At 58.9% G+C, this 15801-nt stretch carries 11 protein-coding genes and 3 pseudogenes; 5 read left to right on the forward strand and 9 right to left on the reverse strand.

Translation table 11 applies throughout. The features are described from left to right. Positions 1-47: 47 nt before the first annotated feature. Positions 48-1073: pseudogene (locus HK44_RS26560) on the reverse strand (zinc-binding alcohol dehydrogenase family protein). 115 nt (positions 1074-1188) lie between these two features. Here HK44_RS26560 and HK44_RS26565 point away from each other — a divergent pair. The 3 genes from HK44_RS26565 (at position 1189) to HK44_RS26575 (ending at position 4687) form a co-directional block, all read left to right on the forward strand. Further along, the gene (locus tag HK44_RS26565; protein ID WP_019693719.1) at positions 1189-2118 is read left to right on the forward strand and encodes a LysR family transcriptional regulator; all 930 of its coding nucleotides are present in this window, start codon (positions 1189-1191) and stop codon (positions 2116-2118) included. A gap of 317 nt (positions 2119-2435) precedes the next feature. Continuing rightward, entirely contained in the window at positions 2436-3170 is a 735-nt protein-coding gene (locus HK44_RS26570) for an ArsR/SmtB family transcription factor (protein ID WP_019693718.1), read from the forward strand. Positions 3171-3304: 134 nt separating this feature from the next. Next, positions 3305-4687 (forward strand): MFS transporter, encoded by a 1383-nt coding sequence (locus HK44_RS26575; RefSeq protein ID WP_019693717.1) that lies wholly within the window; start codon positions 3305-3307, stop codon positions 4685-4687. A 363-nt stretch (positions 4688-5050) separates the two neighbouring features. Here HK44_RS26575 and HK44_RS26580 read toward each other — a convergent pair. From HK44_RS26580 to HK44_RS26615, 8 genes and pseudogenes are all read right to left on the reverse strand, one after another. Beyond that, positions 5051-6076: pseudogene (locus HK44_RS26580) on the reverse strand (IS110 family transposase). A gap of 95 nt (positions 6077-6171) precedes the next feature. After that, positions 6172-7125: an adenosine deaminase gene (locus HK44_RS26585; RefSeq protein WP_019693716.1), complete on the reverse strand. Its 954-nt coding sequence runs from the start codon at positions 7123-7125 to the stop codon at positions 6172-6174. Between the two features lie 155 nt (positions 7126-7280). Continuing rightward, positions 7281-8639, reverse strand: coding sequence for an 8-oxoguanine deaminase (locus tag HK44_RS26590; RefSeq protein ID WP_019693715.1), 1359 nt, complete (start codon positions 8637-8639; stop codon positions 7281-7283). Positions 8640-8869: 230 nt separating this feature from the next. Further along, complete coding sequence (locus tag HK44_RS26595) at positions 8870-9556, reverse strand: SDR family oxidoreductase (RefSeq protein WP_019693714.1); 687 nt, start codon at positions 9554-9556, stop codon at positions 8870-8872. A gap of 25 nt (positions 9557-9581) precedes the next feature. Continuing rightward, positions 9582-9778, reverse strand: a pseudogene (locus HK44_RS26600) (MerR family DNA-binding protein); the annotation flags it as partial. A 441-nt stretch (positions 9779-10219) separates the two neighbouring features. Further along, positions 10220-10801 carry an IMPACT family protein gene (locus tag HK44_RS26605; RefSeq protein WP_019693713.1) on the reverse strand — a complete coding sequence of 194 codons (582 nt, stop codon included), beginning with the start codon at positions 10799-10801 and terminating at the stop codon, positions 10220-10222. A gap of 11 nt (positions 10802-10812) precedes the next feature. Beyond that, complete coding sequence (locus tag HK44_RS26610; RefSeq protein ID WP_019693712.1) at positions 10813-11463, reverse strand: TetR/AcrR family transcriptional regulator; 651 nt, start codon at positions 11461-11463, stop codon at positions 10813-10815. A 109-nt stretch (positions 11464-11572) separates the two neighbouring features. Further along, the gene (locus HK44_RS26615; protein ID WP_019693711.1) at positions 11573-12493 is read right to left on the reverse strand and encodes a LysR family transcriptional regulator; all 921 of its coding nucleotides are present in this window, start codon (positions 12491-12493) and stop codon (positions 11573-11575) included. A gap of 125 nt (positions 12494-12618) precedes the next feature. On the opposite strand from HK44_RS26615, the gene HK44_RS26620 reads away from it, so the two are divergent. Together HK44_RS26620 and HK44_RS26625 are read left to right on the forward strand one after the other, a co-directional pair. Then, entirely contained in the window at positions 12619-13968 is a 1350-nt protein-coding gene (locus HK44_RS26620; RefSeq protein ID WP_019693710.1) for an aspartate aminotransferase family protein, read from the forward strand. Between the two features lie 75 nt (positions 13969-14043). Then, positions 14044-15537, forward strand: coding sequence for a CoA-acylating methylmalonate-semialdehyde dehydrogenase (locus HK44_RS26625; protein WP_019693709.1), 1494 nt, complete (start codon positions 14044-14046; stop codon positions 15535-15537). Positions 15538-15801: the final 264 nt, after the last annotated feature.

The raw sequence follows: 15801 nt of genomic DNA on the forward strand, positions 1-15801 counted from the left end.
AGACTGACGGTGTGCGTCGTTTCTGAAACAGCAAGCGGAACACACCGTCATCTAAAACCCTGGAAGCCTTCGAGGACGATCTTGCCCCTGGATGTGCCGCTTTCCAGCAGTGCATGGGCGCGGCGCAGGTTGGCCGCGTTGATCGTGCCAAAGTGTTCGCCGACCGTGGTTTTCAATGTGCCTGCGTCGATCAGCCCGGCCACCCGGTTCAGTAGCTTGTGCTGTTCGAGCATGTCGGCGGTTTCGAACAGCGAGCGGGTGTACATGAATTCCCAGTGCAACGACAGGCTCTTGCGTTTTAGCCTGGTGACATCCAGTGCCTTCGGATCATCGATCAGCGCAAGCTTGCCTTGAGGCGCGAGGGCTTCGACCAGTTGTTCGAAGTGCTGGTCGGTTTCGGTCAGGCTGGCGACGTGTGTCACCTGAGGGTGGCCTGCGCGCTTGAGTTCTTCGCTCAGCGGTTGGCTGTGATCGATCACCAGGTTTGCGCCCAGTTCGCGTACCCAGCTTTGGGTCTGCGGGCGAGAGGCAGTACCGATGACGTTCAGTGCGGTGAGCTGACTGGCCAGTTGAGTCAGGATCGAGCCCACACCACCGGCGGCGCCGACGATCAGCAGGCTTTGGCCTTGAGCGGTCTTGCCTTCGCGCACTTGCAGGCGTTCGAACAGCAACTCCCACGCAGTGATCGCGGTCAGCGGTAGCGCGGCGGCTTAGGCGAAACTCAGGGACGTTGGCATATGGCCGACAATGCGCTCGTCCACCACATGCAGTTCGCTGTTGCCACCTGCGCGCGCGATGGAGCCCGCGTAGTAAACCTTGTCACCGGCCTTGAACAGACTGACGTCGCTGCCGACCGCCTTGACCACGCCGGCCACATCCCAGCCCAGCACTTTTGCCGCGCCATCTTCAGGCGCGACATTCTGGCGAATCTTGGTGTCCACCGGATTGACCGAGATGGCTTTGACTTCAACCAGCAAATCCCGTTTGCCTGGAACCGGCTCGGGCAGATCGATGTCTTGCAGCGATTCTGGATCGTTGATAGGTAGCGAACGGTAGTAGGCAATGGCTTTCATGGGGGATTTCTCACGGATCATTCGATGGCATGGATGATTGGTGATTTCTCTTGAAGATAAAACCGGCTAAAAGAACAGTCTCTTTCAATATTTTTTTGATAATGCAGGTGGGTTGATGCTGCGTTTCGACGATTTGCAGTTGTTTGTGCGTGCCGCAGATCTGGGCAGCTTGTCTGCGGCGGCGCGGGTCATGGACCTGTCGGCGGCGGTGGCCAGTGCTGCGTTGAAGCGGATCGAACAGCAATTGGGCGCGCGGTTGCTGGCGCGTTCGACCCGCAGCCTGCGTCTGACCGCAGAGGGCGAAGGCTTCCTTGAATATGCCCGCGCAGCACTGGGCAATCTGGATGAAGGGCGTCGTTTGCTGGCCAGCGGACAGGATCAGGTCAGCGGCGTATTGCAGCTGTCGGCACCTTCGGACTTCGGTCGCAATTTACTGCTGCCGTGGCTGGATGAATTCCAGCGCGAGCATCCAAAACTGACGGTGCGCCTGCTGTTGGGAGACCGGATTGCCGATCTGTTCCGCCAACCGGTGGACATTGCCCTGCGCTACGGGGAGCCGGAAGACTCAAGCCTGGTGGCGCTGCCGATCGCCGCGGACAACCGTCGCGTGTTGTGTGCTGCACCGAACTATCTCGCACGGCATGGCGAACCGCGCCAGCTGGAGCAACTGGCCCAGCACAATTGCCTGTTGTACATGCTGGGCAGCCGGGTTCACGACCACTGGAGTTTTCATGACGGTAAACGGGAGGTGAGCCTGACCGTCAGCGGTGATCGCTTCAGTGATGACGCGGACATAGTGCGTCTGTGGGCGGTGGCCGGTGCCGGAATTGCCTACAAGTCCTGGCTGGATGTAGCCGGCGATGTATTGGCCGGGCGCTTGAAGGTGCTGATGCCGACGCTGCACTGCGAGCGCGCACCGCTGAATTTGCTGTGCGCCCATCGCGCTCAATTGAGTAAGCCGGTGAACCTGCTGAGTGAAATGCTCAAGTCACGATGTGCCCAATTGTCGGCTCAATGGCCAGCAATGATCGGTGCGGGCGAGTAGTCGCACGTAAATAGGGAAAATTCTGGCAGGAACTATCACCTCCAAAAGCTTCCGGCGGACAGGAACCGAAGATCATCGCGCATATACTAACGTCCGCCTGGTGTCGCACCGTTGTCAGCGAAGTTGCGAAGCCTCGCTCCAAGCGGTTGGACGCTGTGCCGATCATTATTCAGCCCGGTCGGGTTTTTCGAAGAGATTCGTCGCATCCGTTGGTTACACCGCCCGGCTTTTGGCGGTTTTCACGCCTTGGCCGGCAGCACATTACTGGTCAAGATGTCCCAGAGCAGTAGACAAATGATTCAACAGGGAGTGAATACATGGAACATGCACCTTGCATCAGCCAGATAGCCACGTTGCTGGCAGACCCGAAGCGTAGCGCGATGATGTGGGCCTTGATGGACGGTACTGCACGGCAATCCGAGGAGTTGGCATTGCTGGCAGGCTTGTCGCCGTCGTCGGCCAATGCGCACCTGGGGCGTTTGTCCAGCGGTGGACTGTTGAAAGTCGAGGAGCGTGGGCGCAAGCGGTTTTTCCGGCTTGCGGCTCCCGAAATCGGTGCGGCGGTTGAAGCGCTGGCCAGCGCCACTCTGGCCAGTTTGCCAGGCAAGGTTCCAGAGTTGCTCAAACGCACCAGCCCATTGACGAAAGTGCGTACGGCGCCTTCGTCATTGCTTCGGGCCAGGCTCTGTGAAGACCATCTGGGGGGAAGCCTGGCAGCCGATCTGTATCAGCGAATGCTCGATGCCGGCTGGATCGAACAGCTGGACAAGCGTGTCATCGTGACCCACAAAGGCGCCAATCGGCTGGCAACCCACGGCGTGTTCATTCAGGCCCTGGCCCACAGCACCTCGCGCGTAGTCTGCGCCTGTCCTGACTGGAGCGAGCGTCGACCGCACCTGGGCGGCACACTGGGGGCGGCGGTGTTGCAGCTGTTCATGCAGTCGGGCTGGTTGAATCTGCCCGGCGACACGCGTGTTCTGCAGATCACCGCGGCCGGTCAGCGTGAAATCGATCAGTTCGCCAAAGAGGCCGAGTTGGAAATGGCGCTCTAGCAGCCCTTGAAATCGACGTCTGTGGCCAGAGGTTTCAGACGTCGCTCAGAGCTGTGGCCGGGTCGTATCCAGCAATAGTGACCCCAGGCGATCCCGCACACTCGATTCGAGGATTATCGAATGGGGGATACGGCATGGAAACGCAAGGCTATAGCGCGGCAGAACGTCTGGAACGACTGCCCATCAGCGGTTATCACCGGATCATTTTCATCATCATCGCCCTGGCGTTTTTCTTCGACTCCATGGACCTGGCGATGATGACATTCCTCTTGGGGTCGATCAAAGCCGAGTTCGCTCTGAGCACGGCGCAGGCCGGATTGCTGGCCAGTTCGAGCTTCTTCGGTATGGTGCTTGGCGCGTCTTTGTCCGGGATGCTTGCCGACCGCTTCGGGCGCAAACCGGTGTTTCAGTGGAGCATCGTGTTGTGGGGCATCGCCAGTTACCTCTGTTCTACGGCGCAAAGCGTCGAGACGTTGACGCTGTTTCGGGTTCTTCTGGGGATCGGCATGGGCATGGAATTTCCGATTGCCCAATCGATGTTGTCCGAATTGATCCCGGCCAAACGGCGCGGGCGCTACATCGCGTTGATGGATGGCTTCTGGCCGCTGGGTTTTGTCGCGGCGGGCGTGGTGTCCTACTTCCTGTTACCGCTGGTTGGCTGGCGCGACATCTTCCTGGTGCTGGCAGTGCCAGCGGTGTTTGTCCTGGCGATCCGCTTCTTCATTCCCGAGTCACCACGCTGGCTGGCACAGGCCGGGCACCACGTGGCAGCGGACCGGGTTTTGCAGCGTATTGAAGACAAGGTGCGGGGCTCGCTGGGGCGCGCCGATCTGCCGGAGCCGATTCGTTTGCCTAGAGTCGAGAGTCGTCCGGGGCACTTTCTTTCGGCCTTGAATGAAATCTGGTCACCCTTGTATCGCCAACGCACAATGATGATCTGGAGCGTCTGGTTTTTTGCCTTGCTTGGCTTCTATGGCCTGACGTCCTGGCTCAGCGCATTGCTGCAACAGTCAGGGTTTGCCGTGACTCAGTCGGTGTATTACACCGTGCTGATTTCCCTTGGCGGGATTCCCGGCTTTCTCATGGCTGCCTGGCTGGTGGAGCGTTGGGGGCGCAAGCCGGTGTGCATCATCACCTTGCTCGGTGGTGGAGTGATGGCGTTTTTGTATGGGCAGAGCGCGGTGTTTGGCGGCAACGTCAGCCTGTTGATCAGTTCGGGCCTGCTGATGCAGTTCTTCCTGTTCGGCATGTGGGCCGTGCTCTACACCTATACCCCGGAGCTCTATCCCACTTCGGCGCGAGCCACCGGTTCCGGATTTGCCTCGGCGATTGGCCGGGTTGGCTCGTTGCTCGGGCCATTGGTCACCGGGCTGGTGTTCCCGATAACGGGGCAGGGCGGGGTATTCGCCTTGGGCGCGATGTGTTTCGCCATTGCCGCGGGCGTGGTCTGGTTGTTCGGAATGGAGACGCAGGGCAAGACGCTGGAGGAGTTGAGCGAGGTCGCGCAAGTCGGTTAAACACCGATTCAATGGGGGAGCGAGCCTGCTCGCGATGGCGGACTGACATTCAACATTGGTATTGAATGTTATGGCCTCATCGTCGGATCGCCGCCCGGAGCAAGCTCGCTCCCACATCTATGGTTACCCCCTTTTCTGCAATACTGTTTTTGATGCGTGTTTGGCTTGCTTTCATCTATCCGGCGTCTGTGTGGGGTGGCAACCCCGCGCCTCGATGAGAATCGATGCCTAACGATCCTAATTATTCGAACGGCCTTTCAGCCGTGTGGGAGCTCAGGGTTGTCGTCAGGCCGGTTAGCCGTTCACGTCATCTGTTATCCAGCATCGCAAAACCAGGTGGGTGGTGCTCGGGTGACAGCAGGGTCAGGCGTTCATCGCGGTTGGCCCTGCATCAAATTCAGTGTGGTGGGCCAGCAATCGCCCAGGCGATCCTTGCCAGCTTGTTGGCCAGCGCGCAGACCACATGGTTGGAGTGATGGTGGGCCAATAGCTGCCGGACCCAGTCCGCCAGCCAGCCTTTCTGTCGGTCCAGTTGCATCAGGTAAACACGGGCACATTGGACAAGCAGGCGCCGCTGGTTGCGATCACCTCGCTTGCTGATGCCCAGCAGGACGGTCTTGCCGCCCGTAGAATGCTGTTTGGGTATCAGCCCGATTGAGGCCGAATAGCCTCGGCCGCATTTGAACTGCTTGCCATCGCCCAATTCGGCAGCCAGGACGCTGGAGGTGATCGGGCCTACGCAGGGCATGGTCATCAAACGAGCCGCCAGATCATCTTCGGCGGCCTGGCATTCCACTTCCTTGTCCAGCGTCTTGATCTGCCCATCCAGATAGGTGAAGTGCTCCTGCAACCTCGTCAGAAGTTTTTTGATGGGCACAGGAATTGAACTCGCTTCAAGCCGAGCGGGCAGTTCTTTGATGGGCTTGAAGCCTGTGGCCAGACTGACGCCGACCTCCAAAAGCGCTGCGTGAATCCGATTGACGGTCGCGGTGCGCTCTTTGATGAACGAATCGCGTGTCGAGTTGAGCATGGCCAGCAGCTGCTGAGCCTGGGTTTTGGGGTGTACAAAGCGCATTGTTGGACGAGTCGCCGCCTCGCAGATCGCCTCGGCATCAGCGAAGTCGTTTTTGTTGCTTTTCACGTAAGGGCGTACGAGATGCGGGGCAATGAGCTTGGGCGTATGTCCCAGCTTCGCGACCTCCTGCGCCATGAAGTGGGCTCCGCCGCAGGCTTCCATCACAACGGTGCAGGGTTCGAGATTCATCAGGTGCTGCATGAGCGCCGCACGAGTAAACTTTTTGCGGTAAACTCATGACCACGATCATCTTGCGCGTGTAGATGGAAAGAGTGTTTTCCCAGATCGATGGCGGCAATAGCTACTTTGTTCATGGCAACGGTCTCCGATGAGCCCCCTGCGAAAGCTTAGTGGGCGATCACAGGGGGCGGCGGGGGTAGCCATTTCATTATTGGTTTTGCAGTGAAGCTTACGGTTTGACCAACCGTGCATCCAGGCTGTTCTGCGCCAGGCGCTTGGCCTGATCCTGGGTCATGCCCAAATGGGTATACAGCGCATGGAAGTTCTCGGTGACATAACCGCCGAAGTACGCCGGGTCATCCGAGTTCACCGTAACCTTCACCCCACGCTCAAGCATGTCGAGGATGTTGTGCTGGGACATGTCATCGAACACGCGCAGCTTGGTGTTGGACAGCGGGCAAACGGTCAACGGGATCTGTTCGTCGATGATCCGCTGCATCAGGCGCTCATCTTCGATGGCGCGCACGCCATGGTCGATGCGCTGTACTTTCAGCAGATCGATGGCTTCCCAGATGTACTCCGGCGGACCTTCTTCACCGGCGTGAGCAACGGTCAGGAAACCTTCATGACGAGCGCGATCGAACACGCGCTGGAACTTGCTCGGCGGGTGGCCCATCTCTGAACTGTCGAGGCCGACGGCGACAAATGCATCCCGGAACGGCAGCGCCTGGACGAGGGTTTTCTCGGCTTCTTCTTCGCTCAGGTGACGCAGGAAACTGAGGATCAAACCGCTGGTGATGCCCAGTTGCTGCTCACCGTCTTTCAACGCGCTGGCGATGCCGTTAAGCACCACTTCGAACGGCACGCCTCGGTCGGTATGGGTTTGCGGATCGAAGAACGGTTCGGTGTGAATCACGTTCTGCGCCTTGCAACGCAACAGGTAGGCCCAGGTCAGGTCGTAGAAGTCCTGAGAGGTGCGCAACACATCGGCGCCCCGGTAATACAGGTCCAGGAACTCTTGCAGGTTGTTGAAGGCATACGCCTTGCGCAGGGTTTCGACGTCGCTCCACGGCAGGGCGATCTTGTTGCGTTCGGCCAGGGCGAACAGCAACTCAGGCTCCAGCGAGCCTTCCAGGTGCAGGTGCAATTCTGCTTTGGGCAGGGCGTTCAGCCAGTCGTACATATTCTTTTCTCATCAGGGTGCAGATAGTGAGCATTCTACAGATGCCTGTAGAAACAATTAGCAAAACCTGACCGGTCGGTTCATCAAGCCAGCTCATAAGCCTGGGTGTCGGCAAGCGTGGGCAAGGGCCAGCCCTTGCCCACGATGGCGTCCGGTCAGATGCCGGCGATCAATTGCCGCGCCGCCTGGCTGTGATCGGCAATCAAGCCTTTGAGGTCCAGCCCTTCGACTTGCCCGTCGATCACTCGCCATTTGCCGCCGATCATTACCCGGTCTGCACGATCCGCGCCACACAACAGCAATGCCGAGATCGGGTCATGGCTGCCGGAAAAGCGCAGTTCATCGAGCTTGAACAGTGCCAGGTCGGCTTGCTTGCCCACCGCCAGTTCGCCGATGTCGCTGCGGCCAAGCAATTTCGCCGAACCTTGGGTGGCCCAACCCAGTACCAATTGCGGAGTGATCTTCTGCGCGCCATAACGCAGTCGTTGCAGGTACAGCGCCTGGCGGGTTTCGAGGATCATGTTCGAGGCGTCGTTGGATGCTGAACCGTCGACCCCCAGGCCCAGCGGTGCGCCGGCAGCCATCAGTTCCAGGGTTGGGCAAATACCTGATGCCAGGCGCATGTTCGAACTCGGGCAATGGCAGATACCGGTGCCCGCCGCGCCGAGGCGGGCGATTTCGTCGGGGTTGAAGTGAATGCCGTGCGCCAGCCAGGTGCGTGGGCCGAGCCAGCCAACGCTGTCCAGATAGTCGACGGTGCGCAGGCCAAAGCGTTGCAGACAGAAATCCTCTTCGTCGAGGGTTTCGGCAAGGTGGGTGTGCAGGCGCACATCGAGTGTGTTCGCCAATTCGGCACTGGCCGACATGATTTGCGGCGTGACCGAGAACGGCGAGCAGGGCGCCAGGGCGATCTGGACTTGTGCGCCTTCGCCACGTTCGTGGTATTCGGCGATCAAGCGCTGGCTGTCGGCGAGAATTACTTCACCTTGTTGCACGGTTTGCTGGGGCGGCAGGCCGCCATCCTTTTCACCGAGGCTCATTGAGCCACGGGTCAACATGGCGCGCATACCCAGTTCACGGACGCTTTCGACCTGCACGTCGATGGCGTTTTCCAGACCCTCGGGAAACAGGTAATGGTGGTCGGCGGCAGTGGTGCAACCCGACAGCAGCAATTCAGCCAGGGCCACCTTGGTCGCCAGCGCGAGTTTTTCAGGGGTCAGTCGGGCCCAGACCGGGTAGAGAGTTTTCAGCCAGGGGAACAGCGGCTGATTGACCACCGGCGCCCAGGCGCGGGTCAGGGTTTGATAAAAGTGATGGTGAGTGTTGATCAGCCCGGGCAGGATCACATGCTCACGGGCATCGAAGACTTGTCCACAGGGTGTCGCGGGTTGTTGGCCTTGCTTGAGTACTTCGACGATCAAACCGTCTTGCAGCACCAGGCCACCACGGGCATCGAGGTCGTTGGCCGTGAAGATCGCGAGGGGATTTTTTAACCAGATACGGGTCGCAGGCATTTGCCGGCTCCTCTGAAAGTTGGGTTCAGGTTCGCCAGCTCAGTGTTGCCCTGTCTGCTGATCCAGGGTCGCCGCGGGGGGCGAAGTTCAGAGTTTACGTGGAGACCGCTTCGCGGTCTATCGCGGGCAAGCCTTGCTCCTACAGGTCATGTGTCGTATCCCGGCTCTGGGATTAATACACATCGTGTAGGAGCAAGGCTTGCCCGCGATGGCGTCCTGTCAGGCAACCATTACCAGGGAATCGTTTCACCCCGGTAATTCACAAAATGATGCCCACCCTTGCCGGCATAGGCGTTCACCTGATCGACCAGCCCGCGGGTACTGGTGTCGACATCGATGTCCGCACCTTCACCGCCCATGTCGGTTTTCACCCAGCCCGGATGCAGCGACAGCACGGTCAGTTTCTGTTCACCCAACTGCGTGACGAAACTGTTGGTCATCGAGTTCAGCGCCGCTTTGCTGGCCTTGTACAGCGCCAATTCAGGGGCGTCGGGCATGGTCACGCTGCCGAGTACCGAACTCATGAACGCCAATACGCCGCTACCTTCGCGGATCTGCCCGACGAAGCGTTGGGCCAGATTGATCGGTGCCACGGCGTTGGTGAAGAACAATTGACCCACTTCGGCCAGCGTTGCGCCACCGGGTGTCTGCACCTCCGGGCCTTTGACTCCGGCGTTGACGAACAACAGGTCGAACACCTGGCCTTTGAGTTGTTGACTGAGGGCGATCACCGCTTGCTGATCGTCCATGTCGAGTTTTTCAATCCGTACCTTGCCCAGCGCCTGCAACGCCTCGGCACTCTTCGGGTTACGCACCGTGGCGGTGACTTGCCAGCCGTCGGCCAGCAGGGTTTTCACCAGCCCCAGGCCGAGGCCGCGTGAGGCGCCGATGATCAGTGCGGTTTTTACCGTAGACATGAGTGGCTTCCTTGATAAAAGAGGGTCATGGGTTCAATGGGCAACGTTGCCCGAGCCGTTGTTGCAGTTCCTGGCGCAACTCACCGAGCTCGGCGATGCGGGTTTCGATCAGGCTCAGTTTGTCTTGCAGCAATTGGGCGATAGCGCATTCCGGGTCCTTGGCCAACTAGAGCACGGCCACGCTGTTCCGATCTCGCCAAGCGTAAAGCCCAGACGTTGGGCGATCAAATGCAGAAGTTTGATTCGGGGTCAGGCACTACTTCAGGGCGAGGTTCAGGAGGGGGTGCAGATTTGGTACTCGGCAATCTGGTTAAAAAATGAGCATGTGGCTGCGGGCTAAGCCGGCTATGCGACTGCGCCAGCCATGAACGGGTTATCCACAGGTTGCTCCACAGTATTTGTGCGCAAGCTCAAAACCCGGGCATAAGCACTGTAAGGCTTTCTTCTAAAGGTGATATGCCGCTCTAACTGTTTGTTTTGCGGTGGAATTGAACCTGTGGATGGCCGGTTGAACGAAAAATGATCAACGGCTGCAAAGCCACGTGGCGGAAGGGTTACAGCGCTGTGTGCTCAGGTTATCCACAGTCGGGTGCACAGCGGTTGTGGGCAAGTGTCGGAAATGTTGGCATGGCGCCGGTGCCCCAAAAGATCGCAGCCTGTTTTTCAGCGCTGCAACACAATCCGTCCGCGACTCACATCCGCCAATTGACGCTGCAAGGTATCGATCTGTGTCTCACCGATGGCCAGTTGCAGTTCCACACCATTGGAGGTGAAGGTTTCTTCCACCACCAACCCGCCCAGCTCGGCCACACGCAGTTTGACCAGCACCAGTTCGCTGAAGCTGCAAGCACAACGGATCGGCACCCGGCTGATCAAGGCAATCCGCTCGGCGCCTTGCAGGCATTTATTGGCGCTGCCGCCATAGGCCCGGGCGAGGCCGCCAGTGCCCAGTTGAATGCCGCCGTACCAGCGAATCACCACGACTGCGACCTGATCGCAATCCTGCGCTTCGATCGCCGCGAGTATCGGCCGGCCAGCAGTGCCGCCCGGTTCGCCGTCGTCACTGCTGCGGTACTGATCGGCGAGTTTCCAGGCCCAGCAATTGTGTGAAGCGTTCAGATCGCTGTGCTGCTCGATGAACGCCTGCGCCTCGGCAGCACTGGTGATCGGTGCCGCGAGGGCGATGAAGCGGCTTTTGCGAATCTCTTCGCGGTATTCGCAAAGGCCTGCAAGGGTAAAAGGCATGGCTGAACGTCTTAAATGGCTGGAGTGAGGCCGCAGCCTTTAAGAATGATACGGATCAGGTTATCGCCAGCGTCTTCCATATCCTGCTTGGTCAGTTTGGTACGACCGGTGACGCGGCAGATTTGCGTCGCGAAGTCGGCGTAATGCTGGGTGCTGCCCCATAACAGGAAGATCAGGTTCACCGGGTCTACGGGGTCCATCTTGCCGGCGTCGATCCAGGCCTGAAACACGTTCGCGCGGCCCTGGAACCAGGCACGGTAATCCTGATTGAAGTACTCGGTCAGGCATTCACCGCCGCTGATGACTTCCATGGCGAACACCCGCGAGGCTTGTGGCTGGCGGCGGGAGAACTCCATTTTGGCGCGAATGTAGCGGGTCAGCGCTTCGGCGGGATCGTCGTCGCAGGTCAAGGTGTTGAAGGTGCTGTCCCACAACTGAATGATGTTGCTCAACACCCCGATGTACAGTCCGAGCTTGTTGGTGAAGTAGTAATGCAGATTGGCTTTGGGCAGCCCGGCATTCTGCGCGATGGTGTTCATGCTGGTGCCCTTGAAGCCGTGACGAGCGAATTCGATTTCGGCGGCTTTGAGGATCGCCTCTTCGTTCTTCTGACGAATGCGGCTGGCAGGCTTGCCTGCGTGGGCTGGGACTTCAAAGGTCATGGGCGGTTCCGAGCGGGTCAGTGGATGCACGGTGCGTTGATAGCGCACCCACGGGAATCCGACAAGCCTTGTCGCTATAAAAGCGTCAACGCTGGGCCTTTCGTGCGGATTATCGAGTCGCCGCAAGGCTTTCCAGAAAACTTTCCAGTACCAAATGCGGGCGACGCCCCTTGCGTGTAACCGATGCCAGGCTCAGGTCATAAAAACGTGCGTCGGGTTTGAGCGCGCGCAAGCGACCTTGCTGCACCCACAGGCTGGCGTAGTGGTCTGGCAGGTAACCGATGTAGCGCCCGGTCAGAATCAGAAACGCCATGCCCTCGCGGTCCGATGCGCTGGCGGTGCAATTGAGCGCCTGATAATGCGCTTGGATCTCGGCCGGTAAACGGAAGGTCGGGGCGATCGCGTCCTGGCTATTCAGGCGTTCATCGTCCAGCTGTTTATCGTCGACATAAAACAGCGGATGGCCGACCGCGCAGTAAAGCAGCGAACGCTCGCTGTACAGCGGCTGATACTCAAGGCCCGACAAGGCGCTGGCCTGCGGTACCACACCGACATGCAAGCGTCCGTCGAGCACGCCTTGTTCGACTTCATTGGGCGCGATCATGCGGATCTGGATCTGCACGTCCGGCCCGCGCTCTTTCAACTGCGCCAGTGCGTGGGTGATACGCATGTGGGGCAGGGTGACCAGGTTATCGGTCAGGCCAATGGTCAATTCACCGCGCAAGTGTTGATGCAGGCCATTGACCTCGGTGCGAAAACTTTCCAGCGCGCTTAATAGCTGCAACGCCGATTGATAGACCTCGCGACCCTCTTCGGTCAGCGAGAACCCGGCTCGACCCCGCTGACACAGGCGCAGACCCAGTCGTTGTTCAAGATCGCTCATTTGCTGGCTGATGGCCGAGCGCCCAATCCCGAGCACACTTTCGGCTGCAGAGAAGCCGCCGCACTCGACCACGCTGCGAAAGATCCGCAGCAGACGGATATCAAAGTCGCTGACTTGCGCCAGTGGGTCGGGTCGGCGGCTGCTCATAGTTTAGTGATTGCCTGACTGAAGGTTAGAAGAGTTGGATTTCACCGACTTTATCGTCGTGGCAACTTAGCTGCAAGAACGCTTTTAATCCCTACGCCGTTTATTGCCCTGCGAGGTTTTTGCTCATGAACGTGCCTGAAAACGCCCCGGTCTCCCTGGCCAGCCAACTCAAGCTCGATGCCCACTGGATGCCGTACACCGCCAACCGCAATTTCCAGCGCGACCCGCGTCTGATCGTTGCCGCTGAAGGCAGCTACCTGATCGACGACAAGGGCCGTAAAGTCTATGACTCGCTGTCGGGTCTGTGGACCTGCGGCGCAGGGCATACCCGCAAGGAAATCCAGGAAGCGGTGGCCAAACAGTTGGGCACCCTCGATTATTCGCCGGGCTTCCAGTACGGTCACCCGCTGTCGTTCCAGCTCGCCGAGAAAATCACCGAGCTGACCCCGGGCAATCTGAATCACGTGTTCTTCACTGACTCCGGTTCCGAGTGCGCCGATACAGCCGTGAAGATGGTCCGCGCTTACTGGCGTCTGAAAGGTCAGTCGACCAAGACCAAAATGATCGGCCGTGCCCGTGGCTACCACGGTGTGAATATCGCCGGCACCAGCCTGGGTGGCGTGAACGGCAACCGTAAGTTGTTTGGTCAGGCGATGATGGACGTCGACCACTTGCCGCACACCCTGCTGGCCAGCAATGCCTATTCGCGTGGCATGCCGAAAGAGGGCGGTATCGCCCTGGCCGATGAGCTGCTCAAACTGATCGAACTGCATGACGCCTCGAACATCGCAGCGGTGTTCGTCGAGCCGCTGGCCGGTTCTGCCGGTGTACTGGTTCCGCCGCAGGGTTATCTGAAGCGTCTGCGCGAAATCTGCGATCAGCACAACATCCTGCTGGTATTCGACGAAGTCATCACCGGCTTCGGTCGTACCGGTTCGATGTTCGGCGCTGACAGCTTCGGTGTGACCCCGGACCTGATGTGCATTGCCAAGCAAGTCACCAACGGCGCCATCCCGATGGGCGCGGTGATCGCCAGTTCGGAGATCTACCAGACCTTCATGAACCAGGCGACGCCGGAATACGCGGTGGAATTCCCGCACGGTTACACCTATTCCGCGCACCCGGTGGCCTGCGCTGCCGGCCTCGCGGCACTCGACTTGCTGCAAAAGGAAAACCTGGTGCAGAGCGTGGCCGAAGTCGCGTCGCATTTCGAGAATGCGCTGCACGGTCTGAAAGGTTCGAAGAACGTCATCGACATTCGTAACTACGGTTTGGCCGGTGCGATCCAGATCGCTGCGCGCGACGGCGATGCCATCGTGCGTCCATTCGAGGCGGGCATGGCGCTGTGGAAGGCGGGTTTCTATGTGCGCTTCGGCGGCGACACCCTGCAGTTCGGCCCAACCTTCAACAGCAAGCCGCAGGATCTCGATCGTCTGTTCGATGCGGTCGGCGAAGTGCTGAACAAGATCGACTGATTAGCCCTTCTATATAAGAACAAACAACGGACGCGCAGCGATGCGCGTCTGTGGACAATTTTTCAGGAGCCCCGCATGAGCCTCATCCCGCATTTGATCAATGGCGAACTGGTGACCGATAACGCTCGCAGCGCTGACGTATTCAACCCGTCCACTGGCCAGCCAATCCATAAAGTGCCATTGGCCAGCCGCGAAACCATTCAAAAAGCCATCGACTCGGCCAAGGCTGCATTTCCGGCCTGGCGCAACACGCCACCGGCCAAACGCGCCCAGGTGATGTTCCGCTTCAAGCAATTGCTGGAGCAGAACGAAGCGCGTATCGCTCAATTGATCAGCGAAGAACACGGCAAGACGCTGGAAGACGCCGCGGGCGAATTGAAGCGCGGTATCGAAAACGTCGAGTTCGCCTGTGCTGCACCGGAAATCCTCAAAGGCGAATACAGCCGTAACGTCGGCCCGAACATCGATGCCTGGTCGGACTTCCAGCCATTGGGCGTAGTGGCCGGTATCACTCCGTTCAACTTCCCGGCGATGGTGCCGCTGTGGATGTATCCGCTGGCGATCGTCTGCGGTAACTGCTTTATCCTCAAGCCATCCGAGCGTGATCCAAGCTCGACGCTGCTGATCGCTCAGCTTCTGCTGGAAGCCGGCCTGCCGAAAGGCGTGTTGAGCGTGGTTCACGGTGACAAGGCTGCAGTCGATGCGTTGATTGAAGCGCCTGAAGTCAAAGCACTGAGCTTCGTCGGCTCGACGCCGATTGCCGAATACATCTACGCCGAAGGCACCAAGCGCGGCAAACGCGTCCAGGCGTTGGGCGGGGCGAAGAATCACGCGGTGCTGATGCCGGATGCTGATCTGGATAACGCAGTCAGCGCACTGATGGGCGCGGCTTACGGTTCCTGTGGCGAGCGCTGCATGGCGATCTCGGTGGCCGTGTGTGTCGGCGATCAGGTCGCGGATGCGCTGGTGGCCAAACTGGTCCCGCAAATCAAGGCGTTGAAAATCGGTGCCGGCACTTCGTGTGGCCTGGACATGGGACCACTTGTTTCCGGTCAGGCTCGCGACAAAGTCAGTGGCTATATAGAAGACGGTGTTTCCTGCGGCGCTTCCCTGGTTGTCGATGGTCGTGGTCTGAGTGTTGCCGGTCATGAGGAAGGTTTCTTCCTGGGTGGCTGCCTGTTCGATAACGTCACGCCAGAGATGCGCATCTATAAAGAGGAGATCTTCGGGCCGGTGCTGTGCATCGTTCGGGTCAACAGCCTGGAAGACGCCATGCAACTGATCAACGATCACGAGTATGGCAATGGCACCTGCATCTTCACGCGTGACGGTGAGGCGGCGCGGTTGTTCTGCGACGAGATCGAAGTCGGCATGGTTGGGGTTAACGTTCCGCTGCCGGTTCCAGTGGCTTACCACAGCTTTGGCGGCTGGAAGCGTTCACTGTTTGGTGACCTGCATGCGTATGGCCCGGATGGTGTGCGTTTCTACACCCGTCGCAAGGCGATTACCCAGCGCTGGCCACAACGTGCAAGCCATGAAGCCTCGCAGTTCGCATTCCCTAGTTTGTAAGTAGAAGGGCAGAAGGCCGGTCCACCTCTATATAGCGGTGGACCGGCCTTCGTGTTTTCGGGGCTTTTTGACTGATATGACAGATTTATGAAAATAGGTGTTGACGGCAGATTCTGGAAGTCTATAATTCGCCCCACTTCCGGCGCAGTCGAAACGGAAAACTCCTTGGTAAACAAAGAGTTACGCAGTTTTCGACAGCGGTTACGCTTCAGTTCATCGAAGCCTGAAGGAGTTGGTAAGGCAGTGTGTTTTCGCCTTGTTAAT

The organism is Pseudomonas fluorescens HK44 (genome assembly GCF_000217955.3).
Lineage (GTDB): Bacteria > Pseudomonadota > Gammaproteobacteria > Pseudomonadales > Pseudomonadaceae > Aquipseudomonas > Aquipseudomonas fluorescens_AQ.